This window comes from Erythrobacter longus, assembly GCF_000715015.1.
In the GTDB taxonomy this organism is placed as follows: Bacteria; Pseudomonadota; Alphaproteobacteria; order Sphingomonadales; family Sphingomonadaceae; genus Erythrobacter; species Erythrobacter longus.
Genome location: NZ_JMIW01000001.1, coordinates 720699 through 738363, shown reverse-complemented (window position 1 = coordinate 738363; position 17665 = coordinate 720699). Strand labels below are relative to the sequence as shown.

12 protein-coding genes are annotated in these 17665 nt (G+C 58.2%); 6 read left to right on the top strand and 6 right to left on the bottom strand.

Annotated elements, in window-relative coordinates:
• Positions 1 to 47: 47 nt before the first annotated feature.
• Positions 48 to 404 (bottom strand): hypothetical protein, encoded by a 357-nt coding sequence (locus tag EH31_RS03540; RefSeq protein ID WP_051698903.1) that lies wholly within the window; start codon positions 402 to 404, stop codon positions 48 to 50.
• Positions 405 to 646: 242 nt separating this feature from the next.
• A complete protein-coding gene (locus EH31_RS16695) occupies positions 647 to 1888 on the bottom strand; it encodes a cell wall hydrolase (RefSeq protein WP_051698902.1) in 1242 nt (413 codons plus the stop codon).
• 695 nt (positions 1889 to 2583) lie between these two features.
• Between EH31_RS16695 and EH31_RS03530 the strand changes: the two genes are divergently transcribed.
• Positions 2584 to 4539 carry a toll/interleukin-1 receptor domain-containing protein gene (locus EH31_RS03530; protein WP_034958108.1) on the top strand — a complete coding sequence of 652 codons (1956 nt, stop codon included), beginning with the start codon at positions 2584 to 2586 and terminating at the stop codon, positions 4537 to 4539.
• Positions 4540 to 4770: 231 nt separating this feature from the next.
• Here EH31_RS03530 and EH31_RS03525 read toward each other — a convergent pair whose 3' ends face one another.
• Positions 4771 to 5115: a UrcA family protein gene (locus EH31_RS03525; protein ID WP_034958107.1), complete on the bottom strand. Its 345-nt coding sequence runs from the start codon at positions 5113 to 5115 to the stop codon at positions 4771 to 4773.
• Positions 5116 to 5434: 319 nt separating this feature from the next.
• Between EH31_RS03525 and EH31_RS03520 the strand changes: the two genes are divergently transcribed.
• The 4 genes from EH31_RS03520 to EH31_RS03505 all read left to right on the top strand — a co-directional run bounded on the left by EH31_RS03520 (position 5435) and on the right by EH31_RS03505 (position 13332).
• Positions 5435 to 7771 (top strand): winged helix-turn-helix domain-containing protein, encoded by a 2337-nt coding sequence (locus EH31_RS03520; protein WP_152553444.1) that lies wholly within the window; start codon positions 5435 to 5437, stop codon positions 7769 to 7771.
• Positions 7772 to 7977: 206 nt separating this feature from the next.
• The gene (uvrA, locus tag EH31_RS03515; RefSeq protein WP_034958105.1) at positions 7978 to 10905 is read left to right on the top strand and encodes an excinuclease ABC subunit UvrA; all 2928 of its coding nucleotides are present in this window, start codon (positions 7978 to 7980) and stop codon (positions 10903 to 10905) included.
• Positions 10906 to 11144: 239 nt separating this feature from the next.
• Positions 11145 to 12224 (top strand): hypothetical protein, encoded by a 1080-nt coding sequence (locus EH31_RS03510; protein ID WP_034958104.1) that lies wholly within the window; start codon positions 11145 to 11147, stop codon positions 12222 to 12224.
• A 505-nt stretch (positions 12225 to 12729) separates the two neighbouring features.
• Positions 12730 to 13332 (top strand): hypothetical protein, encoded by a 603-nt coding sequence (locus tag EH31_RS03505; RefSeq protein ID WP_152553443.1) that lies wholly within the window; start codon positions 12730 to 12732, stop codon positions 13330 to 13332.
• 88 nt (positions 13333 to 13420) lie between these two features.
• On the opposite strand, the gene EH31_RS16690 is transcribed toward EH31_RS03505, so the two are convergent.
• Entirely contained in the window at positions 13421 to 14062 is a 642-nt protein-coding gene (locus EH31_RS16690; protein ID WP_152553442.1) for a hypothetical protein, read from the bottom strand.
• 168 nt (positions 14063 to 14230) lie between these two features.
• Between EH31_RS16690 and EH31_RS03495 the strand changes: the two genes are divergently transcribed.
• Positions 14231 to 14617, top strand: coding sequence for a hypothetical protein (locus tag EH31_RS03495; RefSeq protein ID WP_034958103.1), 387 nt, complete (start codon positions 14231 to 14233; stop codon positions 14615 to 14617).
• A gap of 28 nt (positions 14618 to 14645) precedes the next feature.
• Here EH31_RS03495 and EH31_RS03490 read toward each other — a convergent pair whose 3' ends face one another.
• The gene (locus tag EH31_RS03490) at positions 14646 to 15185 is read right to left on the bottom strand and encodes a septal ring lytic transglycosylase RlpA family protein (RefSeq protein WP_338390469.1); all 540 of its coding nucleotides are present in this window, start codon (positions 15183 to 15185) and stop codon (positions 14646 to 14648) included.
• Between the two features lie 1176 nt (positions 15186 to 16361).
• Entirely contained in the window at positions 16362 to 17576 is a 1215-nt protein-coding gene (locus EH31_RS03485; protein WP_034958907.1) for an argininosuccinate synthase, read from the bottom strand.
• Positions 17577 to 17665 lie beyond the last annotated feature (89 nt).

Here is a 17665-nt window from a genome sequence, read left to right as displayed (position 1 = left end):
ACCATAGAGTGGAAGCGCCGCCTTTGTGAGCGGGATGGCACCCTGGTTCAGCGTGCGCCTGGGCCTGGCGTGCTGCTTAAGGGTTCGGTTTGACCTGACACGCTTGCCGCAACGCGCCGATCGAGGGTCCGGGTGATATCCACCCACCAATCGTAAGTGTCTCGGTCGCCTTTAAAAAATGCCTTTTCCGCCTGCTCGCGCGCGACCTTGGCAGCGCCCATGCCGTGAGTGGCAAAATGGCGCAATGCGGCGCGCATGACGCGGTCATTATTCTGCGATCTTTCGGCAAAATCGGCATTATCATTGGCAACCCGTTTTTGTGCGCGCGCCACAAGAATTTTTGCACCGGGCGAACTGGTCGCGGTCAAACCAGCAGGTTTTGCAGCAGCAAAATGGATCGACATGGGGCGTCTTTGTCCAATCTAGGGTCGCCGCCCGGGTGCTCACATTCGCAATTGAACGCGGCTTGCCGGAGAGGGTGGGGTGTATCGTCGATTGAGGATATAGACGCGGTCTACCTAAGGCTTAGTGTGAAGCTAAGGTTTAGGGAGCGTTAACCCTGCTGACGCTGCGTGCAGGAGTTCCGGTGCAATAGGACCGGGGGGCTTTGGGTGGGCGCTTGGCTTGGGTTGGGCGCCTGCTTGGCCTACTTAGGCCCTTCTTCGGCGAGGCGGCGTTGTTCCGCTTGTAAGGCGGCTCTTGCAGCATCGCTTTTCCATTGGCCAGCGCTGGCATAATCGTCGCGCACTTGCCCTGCGCCTGCGACCTCGGGTCTGATGATGACCGTGTTGATCTCGTCTGCAGAGGTCGATGATCGCCCTCGCTGTCCGGCCGCTGGCGCCGGAATCCTTGTGGAATTACCGCCATTTGCAGGCGCAACCACAGAAGAATTCTGGATGAAGTCCGGCATTTCAATTCGCGGCGCAGCGATCACGCGCTCGCCAGCGCCCGGTTCTTTTCCGGCATAGCTTTGTGTGAAGGCATCTTTGCGCCCGCCAGACCCGCGATTGCGATAAAACCGGTGGGCGCCGATTGTCCCGACGTGGTCGAGGCTGGAGGCCCAGTAAGGGTTCACCCAAAGCGTGTGGTAATGGGTTGCGTGCCCGATGGGTTCATAGACGCGGCCAGACAAGGCTTCGCTGGCGATGTTTTGCGCGCGCGCCCACGTGCTGCCGCTGGCTTTGCGCCGCAAACTGCCATCGCAGGTGAAGGTGAACTGGCACCCGGTCCTGCGGCTTGACCCTTGGTAGACGACGCCGCAAACGCTGCTGGGCCAGTTGGGGTGTTTGACGCGGTTCAGCACCACTTGCGCAACGGCGCGCTGGCCTGCTTCGCTCTCGCTTGCCGCTTCGTACCAGATGGCTTGAGCCAAGCAGTCTTGCGCGCGCGCCAGATCAGTGCCGCCTGTCCCAAAGAACGGGCTTGCGCCTGGCCCTGCGTCAATCAAGGCGCCCACTTCGCGGCCAGCCTCGCCAATTTCTTGCGAAAGCGCATCAGTCGTCGGCAACGCGATCAGCGCATCGGACGGCGGGTCTGCGAGGAAGAAGAAGGCCGAGCCCGGAAAGCTCATTCCTGGACGCTCAAACGGCATTGCAGGGTTTTTCGCAAGGCTTTCCTGCAGGCGCTCGCTGACCAATTGCGCCTCTGTCGGAGCGCCGCCGGGCAGCGCGCCAAAATCGGAAGGAGCCGCCATTGCGGGCACTGCGATCACCGCCAAAAGCGCTGCGATACGGCGTTTGAGGGACCAGTTTTGCGTGTTTTGGGCAGGTTCGCTTGTCGTTTGCGTCCTATCACTGGTTGCGCGTCGTCCACTAGCGCCCCTATTGGCGTCCTGGCTAGCATCCTGGCTAGCATCGCCCAGATAGATCACCGCAGGCGGTGAGGCCACCCTGGAGGCGGACCTAAAGATTGGCTTATGGCCAAAGGTAAAGGAGCGAGTGTTAGTCATTGCGCAATGTGCGCGTATCGGGAGGGGACCACATTGGCGAGGGACATGAGCGGGCATGTCCCATCCGCGCACATCCAGACACAATTCCTTAAAGGGCAGCACAATCATGAAAGAGGCGTGATTAGGGGCCGAAGCCGACGTTGCCTATTTCACACCTTTTCAGGATGGTTGCCGGACTGATGCGTCATGCTTTGAAGGCAAGAAAGGGGCGCCGGGTGCAGCGACGAACCTTCTTACGAGCAATGACACACCAGCCCAGCGCGGCGGGTTAGGAGCGCCGCATCTCTTTAACAGGTTTACCCCGCGCCTTCACGTTGCGACCCGAAGAGCGCCTGGCAAGGTTGTGCAAAAGAGGCGTTAAGCATCGACGAAAATGTAAAAACGCGACACTTCATATTTTCTGTACCCCCTAAATGGCGAGAAAGTGCAGTGTTTCCAGTGGCTTGGCTAGAAGGGTCTTATCCGAAGGTGCTGTGCTGTCGCTACGGCAATAGGGGCCTCAGGGCCAATTAAAGGGCTGTAATTGAGGTTTTGGCGGGCGATTGACGGGGCATTCGAGTCGATGCGTGAACCGGTCAAGCGATGCGCAAAGATAGACCCTTGCCAACAGGTTTCGCAGCCGGGATAGTCGTGGGATGGCGGTAGAGATTGGATCACGTAAAGAGCTTGAAGAGTGGCTTGAGTTCAGGCCCGACGAGTGGGCGCAGGTGCTTTCCTTGCGCGCCGCCTTGAGAGTGTTTCCGCATGTGGCTGACCCGTGGAACTGGGAGCGATCCAGAAGGCTCCCTGAATTGACCGTAAAGGTCCTGCGATCATTATTAGTATCATCGGCTGCAACTGAGATTCCGGTCGACTATAATGTCCGCAAGGCTGCAGATTTGGCTGCCTTTTTTACGGCTTCCTACGAACGGTCTTTCAACTCTGAAGTCACAGAAGTCATCGCCTGTGCCCAAAGTGCTTCTGGCGCCGCCGTCACCCTTGCTATGCGCACTAAAGTCGATGCCGCCCGAACTGCTGCCTACGCGGTCGCAAAAGCTGCCTCCGTCACAGATGCTGGTGATACTATCTGGGAACAACTAGGCATCGAATGTCGCGCGTTAAAGGAGACGGACGCTCCGGAGAAAATAGCCGCCACCCCGCTCTGGAAAGAAAAACCCGATTGGTTTCAAAAAACATGGGGCAGGGCTGCTCGTGAGCTCTCCGCTTCAAGGCAAGGTTTCGAAATCTGGCGCGAGTGGTATTACGGCCGGATCGAAGGACTGCCGCACGCTTTCGCCGATTTCGACGATGCAGCCGATGAGGCATTCTACCGCTGGATAATCGAACAAGACAACGACTGGTGGTCCCGCGAACCTGCTGAGGTCAATGCGGATATCAAGGCCAAAGTCGACAGCCTTCGCACGCCCATAGAACGACCGGAAGCGCGGGCCGACTTCTTCATCAGCCATGCCCAAGGCGACACGGCCACGCTCAACGACTTGATCACCGTTCTGGATCTGATGGGCAAGACCTACATCCTCCCCCAACGCGGCGGCACCAAGGGGCAATCTTACAAGGCAATCGAACGCGCCGACCGAGTGATTGCCCTCTACTCCGATGGCTATGTTCAATCGGACGAATGCGCGGACGAGTGGATGCATTCCTATTACCTTGATGCGAGCACTGCGGAACAACGTATGCTCGCCTTCCGGCTGGACCGGGCTGATCTCAAGCCCTTGATGAATGGTTTGAGTTTTTGCGATCTCACACGGTTGCTGCCTGACCGGCGCAAACAGGCCATGGCCAAGTGGATCGAGTGGAAGCCGCGTGCGCTCACCCGCGAAAATGTCGAACAAACGCTGACCACGCATCTCGACCCCGGCGTTATTGCGAGCGCGGACGGGAAGCTTGATACTGCGCCCGATGCTGTTCTCAACGCTGCCGAGCTTCCCTCAGAGCTTGCAAGCGCCATGGATGCGCTTCGAATGATGCTTGATCTCGCTCGCCTGAACGAGCGCAATTTGTCGAGCATGATGCAAAGCTCGCTCAGGCTCTATGATGATCATTTCACGCAGTATGGTCGCGATTCCAGCTGGCGCGGGCTTGATCGATACATCAAAGTGCTTGGCGAAGGGGCTGCGGACCTTTCGTCCGCCACCATGCGCGAAGAAAAGGCAGCGTTGGAACAGCTTATCGCAGCGCATGGCGAGTGCTTTGATGCGCTTGCGTCAGCAGATGAGCAAACCCGTGAGCTTGCCAATGTTCCTGTGAAGGATGACAGCCCTGACGCGATTGAGAGCCTGATCGACAATCTCAAAGAATTGCAGGAAAAAGCGCGTGAGGGCGATGCGAGCACGGACAAATATGACATCGAGGCACGCAATCTTGTAAAACAGGGACGAGAGTTCGCGATTGAAGCGGGCGCGCTTAATGCAAACGAGAAGCCGGACGCCGCCCGCAAAAGCTTCCTTCGATATGTCGGCGGGTTCGGATTGAAGACGCTTACGGTTCTTGCGTCCTTGGCCACGCTTCGATCAACGCCTGAGAATAAACGACTGACCGAGATCGCTGAGAAACTGGTCGAAAAATTCTACGAAATGGTCGGGCTTTAAAGCCAGCCGCGTCACCCAATACAAAAAACGCCCCGGATGACCTGGCATCCGGGGCTTTCGAGGTTGTGATGCGCCAAGACAGAGAAATCTCGCACATCTGGGTAATAGGGGCCGGGTATTAGGGGCCGAGTATTTGGGGCCGGGTATTTGGGGCCGGGCAAAGGGTCCGCCCCTCACGAGTTCTGACCGGAGAGGGAGAACAGGTGAGAGGCGAATTCTTGAAAGCCTGGATTATTGCGCGGCGAAGCGGATGACGCGTTCACGCATGGCAAGGCGTCCTTCGCGGTAATCGCTCACGGCAAGATCGCGCTTGGGCTGAACCAGGGCTGCGGTCTCTTTGACGCACGCCTTGAATTGCAGGTTGCGGCTCACATCGCGCGGAGCCATGCCGCCGCATACGTTCGAAATTGCCTTGTCGATCCGGCGATCAAGGATTTGGACGCCGCTTTCATTGGACAGGTTCAGATCGGCATAGCTGACAGAAACCTGCGGCGCGCCCCCAGCAGCGGCCGGGCTTGCGAAAGCTGCAGCAGTACCAAGAGCAATAGTGGCGGCGGTTTTGATAAGAGTGTTCATTGATATTCTCCTTTGGTGTGACCGCCCTTCATCCTTCCCCCATGAAGGATAGAAGGCGTGTAAAACTGGCGGACGTTGATCGTCGTGTGTGTCGTGTTTGGCGGGCTTGACCGGACTGTGCCGGTGCCTGCTGAACGAGTTGGAGAATGCCGAACGCGCTCTTATCGCGCTGCACACAAACGCTGTGATTCCAGTGATTTTGCGCTTATGGAAAGCTTATATTGCGGAAAATTGGGTGACAGGCGCGCGATTTGATGCACTACTCTTTGTGGGTGGTCGGCGCTTGAACGGAAGCGTGAAGACCGATTGGGAGTGCAACGTGAACGAGCCTGTTTTTGGCACGGATAAAGAGATTGATGCGCGCGCACGGCGTATTGACCTTGCGCATGAGCCGGATTTTTCCATCGGGGATCTTCAGGTTCAGCCGTCTTTGCGAAAAATCACAGGCCCCCTTGGCGAAGCGATGCTCGAGCCCAAGGTCATGCAGGTTCTGGTCGCGCTGGGATCGGTGGTGGTTGCGCGCCAAGGCATTATTTTGTCGCGCGATGATTTGATCGAGAGATGCTGGGAAGGGCGCATAGTTGGCGATACTTCGACCAACCGGGTTATCTCTCTTTTGCGCAGCGGCCTTAAGGCGGTGGCTGGTGAAGATGCGGTGGTCGAAAATGTGCCCAAGGTTGGGTATCGATTGATGGTGTCGCAGCCTGCATCACCTGAGCCAGGCACACTAGAGAGCGAAACAAAGCCCTCACCCGAACCCGCAAACGAACCCGCAAAATCACGCCGGCGCATCTATGGATGGGCAGCAGGCGGCGTGCTCGCGGTTATTGCTTTGGTGGTCGCAGTTATTGCGCTGCAGCCGTCTGGCAATGCAGCCCTGCCGCCCATTCGCGTGGCCATGCTCCCGCTCAATTTCGACGAAGATGTGGACCCACTCTATGCAAGAGGGCTTGAAGCTGAGCTTCGTGGGCAACTTGCCCGGGTCGGCCAGATGGAAGTCTCCAATTCTGACACCGCACGCCAGCTTTTTGAAGAGGGCCTTAGCGCGGCAGAAATATGCGAGCGCCTTGGCGCGGACTACGCCTGGATCGGCAGTTTGAGCGTTGGGGCAGACAGGGTTAGCCTTCGCACAAGTCTGATCGAGTCCGCGACCAAAGAGACCACTTTTCGCGAAGAGTTCACAAGCGCCCCTGATGACGCCCAATATCTGCCCCTGAGATCGGCGCGCGCCATTGTCACCTCGCTTGGCCGTCCCGTCTCGGGCCGCATACCGCGTGCCGAAGTCTCGGCCGGCGACTTTAACCTCTACCTTACCGCAAGCGGCCTGTTGCGGACCAGAGGCCTTGAGGAACGCAAAGCCGCCTATTCGATCCTTGATGAAGTCACCAAGAAGAACCCGCAATTCGCCGATGGCTGGGCAGGATTTGCGAAAGCCACCTTTCTTTACCCCGTGGCGGATCAATCCGAGCGGATGGCCAATATGGACAGCGCTCGCGAACTTGCGCGCCGCGCGTTATCACTCGATCCCAATTCGGTCGATGCGCTCAAGGTTGCAGGCATGCTGGACGATGATCCGGCCGAACGGCTCGCGATGCTCGACCGGGCGACACAGCTTGATCCGGGCGATTCAGAAGCGTGGCATTGGCTTGGCATAACGCGGCACGAATTTCTTCTGCAGCTGAGCGGTGAGGACCCCCTTGAGCCGGCCATGCGAATGGTGAAGATCGACCCGCTGTGGCCAGCAAGCTGGCGAACGTCCGACCTTGCTGCGGAATTTGGCGACCTTAAGGCCGCTTACCAGATCGAAGATGACATCCTTTCTGCGGCCGTTACCCCGTCGCAGCGACTGCTTGCCGAGGCCCGCATTGCCCGCATTCAGGGGGATTTCTCGAGGTTCATGGTGCTCAGCAGCAGAGCTGCAGCGACACAAAGCGCAGGCGAGCGACGGTTCGGGGTCATACTCCAAAACCGGATGATCCGCGTCCTGCTTGGCTTTCCGGTTGAGGGCGAGGAAATCAATCCGCGCGAGGCCCCATTGGAACTGGTCCGCATGGTTTTGAGCGGAGAGTTGCCCACGCGCGAGCAGATGGAGGCAGAAGGGATGACGCCTCAAAGGCTGTGGCAATCACCGACCCTTCTGATGCCTTCTTTACCGCTCTATCTAAAGTCGGGCCGCGAGGCTGAGTTGCGTGCGCTTTATGATGCGGCGTTTGCCGATCATGCAGCATATGTGGCGATGGCGAATGAGACGCGTTATTCGTCCGAGATCATCCCCGCGCTTTCGCCCTACATCGCGCACATCATGCGCAAGGCCGGGCGCGAAAAGGAAGCCATGCAGCACCTGCGCTTGGCGGAAGAGCATCTGGCGAAATGGCAAACGGCGGACACGGGCTGGATAAAACCGGTTTTGTGGGACCTGCAGCTTGCCGCTGTGAAAGGTGACGGGCCTCGCGCCATCGCCGCTGTTCGCAAATTGCCCGAATATGGCTGGCCGTACACGATGGGGCATATCGACACCGCCTCGGTCGGGCTGGTCACAGGCAATCCGCTGTATAACGATATCCGCCAATTGCCGGAGGTGCGCGAAGTGTTGGACCCGATTGAGGCGGTGCTGGTACGCGAGCGGGCAGAGGTGCTGGCGCTGGGCTTGGGATAGGAAGTCTAAGGTCGCCTGATGGCTTGCGAGATGGACGATGGCCTGTTCCACTTTGCTTTGAAGTCTCGCTACCCCCAAAAAGTGCGCAACCAACCGCCCGCCCGCGCGTTGCATTCGGACATCCTAAAGACCAAGTGGGGGATGAGGGACCGTTTGCGGTTGTCCTCCTCTTGACCAATCAGAACATTTGCGGAACACGCTCTTTCATGTCTCTAACCAAAATTTCTGTCCGCGGTGCGCGTGAGCACAACCTTAAAGGTATCGATATTGACCTGCCGCGCGATGCGCTGATCGTGGTGACGGGGTTGTCGGGCTCGGGAAAGTCTAGCCTCGCCTTCGATACGATCTATGCCGAGGGACAGCGGCGTTATGTCGAGAGCCTGAGCGCCTATGCGCGCCAGTTCCTGGAGATGATGCAAAAGCCCGATGTTGAGCATATCGACGGGCTTTCGCCTGCGATCTCGATTGAGCAAAAGACCACCAGCCGCAACCCGCGCTCGACCGTCGCTACGGTGACCGAGATTTATGACTATATGCGGCTCTTGTGGGCGAGGGTGGGGGTGCCCTATTCGCCTGCTACCGGAAAGCCGATCTCTGCACAGTCAGTCAGCCAGATGGTCGACCGGGTGATGGAATTGCCCGAGGGGACGCGTGCCTATCTGCTTGCGCCAGTGGTGCGGGGCCGCAAGGGCGAATATCGCCGCGAGCTGGCCGAATGGCAGAAGGCGGGCTTTACCCGTGTGCGCATCGATGGCGAGCTGTACCCGATTGAGGAAGCGCCCGCGCTCGACAAGAAGTTCAAGCATGACATTGAGGTGGTGGTTGACCGGATCGCGGTGAAGCACAAGGGCGATGGCAGCTTGCAAACGCGGTTGGCGGATTCTTTTGAAACGGCGCTCAAGCTTGCCGACGGGCTGGCGTATTTCGACCTTGCCGACGGCGTGGTACCAGGGCGCGAGGATGAGGACGTCTCTGGGGGAGCGATGAAGGGGGCGGGCATCCCTGCCAACCGCATCGTCTTTTCAGAGAAATTCGCATGTCCCGTAAGCGGCTTTACCATCGAAGAAATCGAACCGCGCCTGTTCTCGTTCAACTCGCCCCAAGGCGCATGCCCGACCTGTGATGGCATCGGTGAAAAGCAGCTGTTCGACCCGCAACTCGTCATCCCCAATGAGGGGCTGACCTTGAAACAGGGGGCGGTTGCTCCTTGGGCAAAGTCTAACCCGCCGTCGCCTTATTATATGCAGGTGCTGACCAGTCTTGCGAAGGCGTATGACTTCACCATCACCACCCCGTGGCGCGATCTGGAGCCGGATCAAAAGCTTATCATCCTGCACGGCACAGGCGGAATGCCGGTGCCTCTGACGTTCAAGGACGGGCGCAAGGAATACACCGTCAACAAGGCGTTCGAGGGCGTGATCGGCAATCTCAACCGGCGTCTGGCCCAGACCGAAAGCGCGTGGATGCAGGAGGAGCTGTCGAAGTTCCAGACCGCGCAGCCGTGTGAGGCTTGCGGTGGCAAACGCCTCAATGAAAAATCGCTCGCTGTGCGCATCCCAAGTGCCAATGGCCCGACCGATATCGCCGAACCTGTGCGCATGAGCGTCTCGGATGCCAAAGCGTGGTTCCTCGACCTCGACAATCACCTGTCCGATCAACAAAGCCAGATCGCCAAGCCGATCCTCAAGGAGATCAACGAGCGGCTGGGTTTCCTCGACAACGTCGGCCTCGACTACCTCAACCTCGACCGCACTAGCGGTACGCTTTCGGGCGGGGAGAGCCAGCGCATCCGCCTCGCCAGCCAGATTGGCAGCGGGCTTAGCGGCGTACTCTACGTGCTGGACGAGCCCTCCATCGGCCTCCACCAACGCGACAATGACCGGCTCCTCGAAACCCTCAAACGCCTGCGTGACCTCGGCAACACCGTCATCGTGGTCGAGCATGACGAAGACGCCATCCGCACCGCCGACCATATCGTCGACATTGGCCCTGGCGCTGGCGTTCGCGGCGGCGAGATCGTTGCGCAAGGTACGCTCAAACAGATCATGAGAGCCAAGGGCTCGTTAACCGCCGACTATCTGACCGGAAAGCGTGAAATCGCTGTTCCTAAAGAGCGGCGCAAGGGCAATGGCCTCTCCATCACCGTCCACGGGGCGAGCGCCAACAATCTGCAAGACGTGACCGCCAGCATCCCGCTTGGCACCTTTACCTGCATCACCGGCGTGTCAGGCTCGGGCAAATCGTCCTTCACCATCGACACGCTCTACGCGGCTGCTGCACGGACCCTCAACGGCGCGCGCATCATCGCTGGCAAACATGACAAGGTCACAGGCCTCGACCACTGCGACAAGGTGATCGAGATCGACCAATCCCCCATCGGCCGCACCCCGCGCTCCAACCCCGCCACCTACACCGGCGCCTTCACCCAGATCCGCGACTGGTTTGCTGGCCTGCCCGAATCCAAAGCGCGCGGGTACAAACCGGGCCGCTTCTCCTTCAACGTCAAAGGCGGGCGCTGCGAGGCGTGCCAGGGCGACGGCGTGCGCAAGATCGAGATGCACTTCCTCCCCGACGTTTACGTCACCTGCGAGGAATGCGGCGGAAAGCGTTACAATCGTGAGACTTTGGAGGTGAAGTTCAAAGGCCTCTCCATCGCCGATGTGCTCGATATGACGGTTGAGGACGCGGCCGAATTCTTCAAAGCCGTCCCCCCCATCCGCGACAAGATGGCGATGCTGTGCGAGGTGGGGCTCGGCTATGTAAAGGTCGGCCAGCAGGCGACCACGCTATCAGGCGGAGAGGCGCAGCGGGTGAAGCTCGCCAAGGAACTGGCCAAGCGTTCGACCGGCAAGACCTTGTATATCCTAGATGAACCGACGACCGGCCTTCACTTTGAGGATGTGCGCAAGCTTCTCGAAGTGCTCCACCGCCTGGTCGAGCAGGGCAATAGCGTGGTGGTGATCGAGCACAATCTCGACGTGATCAAAACCGCCGACTGGATCCTGGACCTGGGCCCCGAAGGCGGCGTGCGCGGCGGCGAGATCGTAGCCGCTGGCACGCCCGAGGTGGTCGCAAAAGAGCCGCGCAGCTTTACCGGGCAGTATCTGGCGCCGATGTTGGAGCGGGGCAAGTAGGGGGTGGGGTGACCACCCCGTCATGCTGAACTTGTTTCAGCATCCATCGCGAAAACTGAGCTCTGAGCCTGGAATGGACCCTGAAACAAGTTCAGGGTGACGAAGTTTGAGGGGCCGCATAAGACTGCTGAGTCCGAGCATTGAAACTGATACTACGGGCGCTGCCGGATGCGGTGTCGTGCTTGCACTCCGCCTATGGTCGAAGGTGCGAAAAACTATGTCATACGAGGCCGCTTCTCATGTTTGATATCGAAAAATTCGTGACATCCAAGAGTCCAACCATAGCAAGGAATAATGCAGAGTATTTTGAGTTGTTCTTTAGCTTTAGTGGCGTCCTCTTAATCAACGAAGAGCTTCCAGAACTTGAGCTTGATTTGGACGGGACAAAAATAATTGTCGGCCAGCCATTTAGGCTTTCGCACCCGAGTTTTCGTGCAAATCCTCAATTCAATCTGGTCAATGCAAACAAGTTCATGCCAGATTTTGATATGCAGTTCCCACTTCAAGTAGCTGCGCAACCGGAAACTAACGCTGATGCAAGTGCCTCAATTCAATTCTATGGCGGTTACGGAGAAGGTGATCAGCTTGCGGATGAAGCCAAGGTTCTCCCGGCAGACTCGCTTAGAGTTCGGGTATTTACAAATGATCTGACCGACTTCTACGAGAAGGTGCCAAAATACGTTGTTGAACCGCTGCTTGACGGAGTTCGCAACCTAACTGGTCAGTGGTGGGGGGGACGGTCTTATGAAGCAGTGACCGGCGCGCTTCATTTTATCATCCCCGTAAATGCGGAAAGCACCTTAGAAGGCTCGGCCATTCCGATCTGCGGAGTCAGAACTGCGAGTGATGATTTAGTACCTCTCGACGCAGCGCTTTGGAAGAAGGCATCGAATTATATCGGCTTCAAGCAATCTAGTTCATGGCGCACATTGGAGCTTCAGGCCTACCATAACTTTGCTTCTCGAGATTACTTCGGAAGTTGTGTCCTTGGGTGCGGCGCAATCGAGAGTTTGCGCGATCAAATTCTCGACAAAGCAGGCAAGAAGAAATCAGACTTCAATACTTCAGAAACTGACTTGCTAAAGCACCTTTCAATTGGATTGGGTACTTTGTTTGGAAGAAACTTAAGGGATGAAGAACCAGAAACTTTTGAGCAGCTGCGAGCTATCTGGATTGCTCGCGGGGATGCTGCACACGGACGACGTCCGAAATGGATAACAAAGAGCGGAGCCGTGCCACTTGAAGACTTGGCACCCGAAGTTTTCAATCGGGGTTTGTCACGAGTTCTAAGGTGGTGCCAGACTGTTGACATTACGTGACCATCTAGGGCGTGGTCGGAACCTTCTCACCCCGCTGTGATGAGCGCTTGCCTAGCGGCTCGCGAAGTCTCGTTCCCCTCCCGCAAGCGGGAGGGGTTGGGGGTGGGCTTGGCTTGGTGGTCTGTTTCCACAAAACACAACCTCGTCACCCCAGCGCCTGAAATCTCTGGGGCTGGGGTCTAGGGCGGCTGGGCTCGGTGCTTTGTGGCTCTGGACCCCGGCTCGGGGGCCGGGGTGACGGTTTGGGCATTTTCGTCATTGCGAGCGGAGCGAAGCAATCCAGGGCGGCGCACGCCACAGCTCTGGATTGCAGCGTCGCTTTGCTCCTCGCAATGACGGTGGTGGGTTATCCTGAAACAAGTTCAGGATGACGGTGGGTGCGTTCAGGATGACGGTGGGGGCGTTCAGGATGACGGACGAGGGGGCAGGATGGCGGCCCACCCCGCTGCGACTAGCTTCGCCTTCGGCTCAGTAAGTCTCGCTCCCCTCCCGCAAGCGGGAGGGGTTGGGCACTTGGACGGCGCTCGACCTTCGAGTTTTCCTACACCGCGCTTTGCGCGTAAATACCCCGGCTCCCAAATCCCCAGCCGGAGCCGCCCCCATGCCTCAAACGTCCGACCGCGCACAAAACTTCTCCCCCGTCCTTGCGCAAGCCCGCGAGCAGCTTCCCACGAGCAAGGGCTTTCCCCGCAAGCTTCAGGCGCAGTTTTTGCGGGTGCTGGCGCAGTGGGGGAATGTGCGGGAGGCGGCTCGGGCGGTGGGGGTGTCGCGCTCGGCCGCGTACCGGATGCGGCGCGAGTGCCTGTTGTTCTCCGAATTGTGGGATGCAGCGCTTTTGTGCGCGCGCCCGCAGGTCGAAGAGGTGCTGGCCGACCGCGCGCTTAACGGGACGCAGGAGACCGTCTTTTATCACGGCGAAGAGGTGGCGACGCGCACGCGGTACGATTCGCGCCTGCTGCTGGCACACTTGGGGCGGCTGGACCGGCTGGAGCAGGACCGGCGGGTGGTGGAGGCGACCTATGGCTTTGACCAGCAGCTGGAGGTGCTGGGTGATGCGCCGGAGCGCGGTGAATGGGCACCGGAGCGCGGCGAATTGGCGACGGAATAGGGGGGCGTGCGGGGGGTGCGACTTTTTTGGCCCTGGACAGTGTGTCAAGTGTGTCAAAACTTGGTGTTAATCGCGGGTTTTCAGGAGCTTAACCGGGTTGCTGTGTGGTGAAAGTGAGAGCGCCGAAAATGCCGGTGCACAGCAATATGCCGATCAGCAGGAACTGGCACACGCGGGCGCTCTTGCTGAAGAACAGCCAGATCATCATGGGCAGGGCGGCAAAGGCAAACAGCTGCGCCACGCCGGTTAGCGGGGTCATCGATTCAATGGCCTTGGCGTTCTGCTCCGACGTGATGAAAGCGAACTGGGCCGCGGTGCTGAGCACGTTCACTCCGATAACGCCGCCTACGACAAAGCGTTTCTGCTGCCAGAACCACTCGTCGAAATCGGGCCAGAGGCCGGGCTCGTCCGGGAAGGTCATCGCTGCGATCAGATAGTACCAGCCGATGGTCAGGAGGATGCCCATCACCGTGCCGCCGTTGAAGGGCATGACCTCGCGAAAGCTGAACATGTGGAGGAAAAAGGTCGATTGGTCGACGATGACGAACAGACCAAGCAGCGGGGTGAGAAGGCCGATGCGCACTGCGTTGGTGTCGTCGATGCCCCTGAGATTCCTGGCTCGCCTGCGGGTTCTGAGCTTGAGGACGCGGGCAAAGCCGCCCAGAACCTGCGCCATGGCAAGGCCCATGAGGAGGATGAACGCCTCTAGTAGAAAGTTGAAGCCTTCCAAGCTTTTGCCCCTTTTCGCTGAATGTACGAGCGACGGGCAATAGCGTTCCTCTCCGCGCTTGGCTTGTCAAGCGGTGGTGCCGGGCGTGGGCAGGGTGACACGGCTGGGTTAACCCAAACGCAATGCCCTGATCGTAGCTTTGTGAGGTCTGGAAAGAGGGGATTGACAGTGAACGGGTATTGGGGCGCGATCGGGCTGGTGGTTGTGGGCGTTGTCGGCATTATGGCAGCGGGCGGACCGGACCAGCGTTTCAAGAGCGAGAGCGAGTACGTCACCTTTTGCACAAACGAACTGGCGAAAGCAGGATTGCCCTCACACAAAAGCCGTTCGGGGTGCAAATGCATGTACCGCCAGGGGCGCGCAACGCTTGAGGCGCGTGGTGAGTTCGAGCTTCGCGAAAGCGAGGCGGAAGCGTTCTATGATCAGTGCATGGCGCCCGTCGTATCGGCATATGAGGCGGAGGCCGTCTGGAATGCGCAAGGCAGCGACAGTTCACTTGCGGGCGACAATGGGTGGGGCGAGGAAAGCGGCGGTTCGTCAGATTGGGGGAGTTGAAGCAGCGAAATCCGGTTCGCTTCTGACTCTAGCGGGCTAAGACGTCGAGCTCGACCTGAGCGTGACCGCTTGAAATCATACCCAGTTCCTCAGCTGCTGCGCGCGAGAGATCTATGGTGCGCCCACGGATGAATGGTCCGCGGTCGTTGATGCGGACCGTTACGGAGCGGCCATTGCGCTGGTTTGTGACCCTGACACGCGTTCCAAAGGGAAGCGTCTTGTGAGCGGCGGTCATGGCGTTCATGTCGAAGCGTTCACCATTTGCTGTGCGCCGCCCGTGAAATTTGCGCCCGTAGTAAGAGGCAACCCCCGTTCCGAGGTCCAACCCAACGTTTTCATCAGGCTCCTCTTCAAGCGGTGCCTCGAAAGTTCCAAGGTCCACTGCTGTGTTCGGAAGAGCAAGGTCAACGTCGATGAGCTCTTGTTCGAGAGGGGCAAATGCGTCTTCGAATGGCTGCGCAAAAGCATCGGTTTCAGTCGCTGAAAGACCCGGCTCGGTTGTGGCTGTGAATTGCGCGGAGAGGTCGGTCGTTTGCGCCGATGAGGCGCTGAGCGGCGCTAGAAGCAAGCAACCTGCAAGCGTCAAAGACTGCGCTATGCGGATACGGCCGCGCCCTTTTGCAAAGGGCCGGGCTGGTGCCCGCGAAAGGTTCGATCTCTCTCCCATTGCGGCCAATCGATACACAAATGCAGCATAAATTACTATTGCGCTGAGCTCTGCTGGCCGTTTTCAGCTTTCATTCCAGCGCAAAGAACTCAATCAGATTGAGCTGATGTAGGAAAGAGCAAGGTCCAGAAACAAGGAGCCGACGGTAAGGATTCGGGTAAGGATTCGGGTGAGGGATTCGGGTGAGGGGTTCGGGCACATGGACCCGAACGCCAACCTGGGGCCCAATGCAAATGGGGCCGGCATTGCTGCCGACCCCACTCTCACCTGCGCGTGGGCGCTTCGTTTCTTGCGTTTGGTTCGGCAAGCCTCGCCTCTCGCATGTCCCGATGCACACTTGGCAATCGGTGTATAATCCGCGTCCAGCTGCGTCTTTCAGTTTCTGCTCTTGCGAGCTTTCGCCTTCCATCGCCGCCTTGCTTCGCGGGTTCCTCACCGACGCTCGCGCCGGCATCCGACTTTGCTTCGCATTGCCTGCCCGTCCTCAGGTCTGGCCGAAGCCTTTCCCTTGTTTGGACCTGCCGCTTGGCATAGCCGAGACCGCAATTCTGGTGTTGGCAAGTCAAGCACTGGTAAGTGGTCGCCCCTAAAGGCTCTTACCCATCAGCTATTGCCAGCCATTATTTCGGCCTTGAACGATTGTTTTGCTTCGCCTCTCTTTCAATGATCGGACTCGCACTTGACCGAGGTCTTATGCATGTCTTTTCTCAAGAGTTGCGTGGACAGCAACAACCGTGTCCTTGTTTCGAAAAAACCTTCCTGAAATCAGAGCCTTGCGGTTCCTTTTTCGAAGTCTTTCTCGTCCCGAAGACAATTTGAAATTGGGCCCGAATTCGGCTTTTCGCAAGCCGCGCAAGAGCGACTTATCCACTTTTGCCCAGATCACTTGTGGACATCGGTGGACAACTCAACGCCTTGTCGCATTTACTTGGTCAAAGCGGGAACTATTGGCTCTGATAGGATTCCGGCTTGGTTCTATTCGGAAAGTTCGGCTTAAACGAAATTACTAGCCCGAGAAATAGCCTAAAACGACTCGCAAAAGTTCGTCCGAATCGGAGTCGATATGCTCAAATCGGTTTACCGGTCGCGGCCAGCAAGCAGCTTCAAGCGCAGCGCGTTGAGCTTGATGAAGCCTTCTGCATCGTGCTGATCATATGCGCCCGCATCATCTTCAAAGGTCACATGCGCCTCTGAATACAAAGAGTGGGGTGATTTGCGGCCAACGACGCTTGCAAGACCTTTATAGAGCCGCACGCGCACGGTGCCGCTCACTTTCTCTTGGGAAAGGTCGATGGCAGCCTGCAACATCTCGCGTTCGGGCGCGAACCAGAAGCCGTTGTAGATGAGCTCTGCATACTTCGGCATCAGCTCGTCTTTGAGGTGTGCCGCACCCCGGTCGAGGGTGATCTGTTCAATCCCGCGGTGAGCAACCGCATAAATCTCACCGCCCGGTGTTTCATACATTCCGCGGCTTTTCATGCCGACAAAGCGGTTTTCAACCAGATCGAGGCGCCCAATACCATGCTTGCGGCCAAGTTCGTTAAGCGCGGTTAGCAATGTGGCGGGCGACATCGCTGTGCCGTTCAGTGAAACGCCGTCACCGCGCTCAAAACCGATCTCGATATATTCCGGCGTATCAGGCGCGTTTTCCGGGTGGTCCGTGCGCGAATAGACGTAATCCGGTGTCTCTTCCCACGGGTCTTCGAGCACTTTGCCCTCTGACGAGGTGTGCAGAAGGTTCGCGTCGGTAGAGAAGGGCGCTTCGCCGCGCTTGTCTTTTGGCACAGCGATCTGGTGTGCCTCCGCCCAAGCGATCAAAGCGGTGCGCGAGGTAAGGTCCCATTCGCGCCACGGGGCGATCACCTGGATGCTAGGGTCAAGAGCATAGGCCGACAGCTCAAAGCGGACCTGATCATTGCCTTTGCCGGTCGCGCCGTGGGCGATGGCATCAGCGCCCGTCTCATGGGCGATTTCGACCAAACGCTTTGAAATCAGCGGGCGCGCGATGGACGTGCCCAGCAGATAGTCGCCTTCATAGCGGGCATTGGCGCGCATCATCGGGAAGACGAAATCGCGAACAAATTCCTCGCGCAAGTCCTCGATAAAGATGTGCTCATCAGGAATGCCCATGGCGCGGGCCTTGTCGCGCGCAGGCTCGATCTCTTCGCCCTGGCCAAGGTCGGCGGTGAAGGTCACGACCTCAAGCCCGCGTTCGGTGCTAAGCCATTTGGCGATGACAGACGTGTCGAGACCGCCAGAGTATGCAAGCACAACGCGTTTAATATCGGACATTTGGGAGCCTTTGTTCATCAATATTCAAGAGCGATTTCTTAGGGGAAGCAGGCTCTTATTGCACAGTTCAGATGCCCCTTAAACTTGCA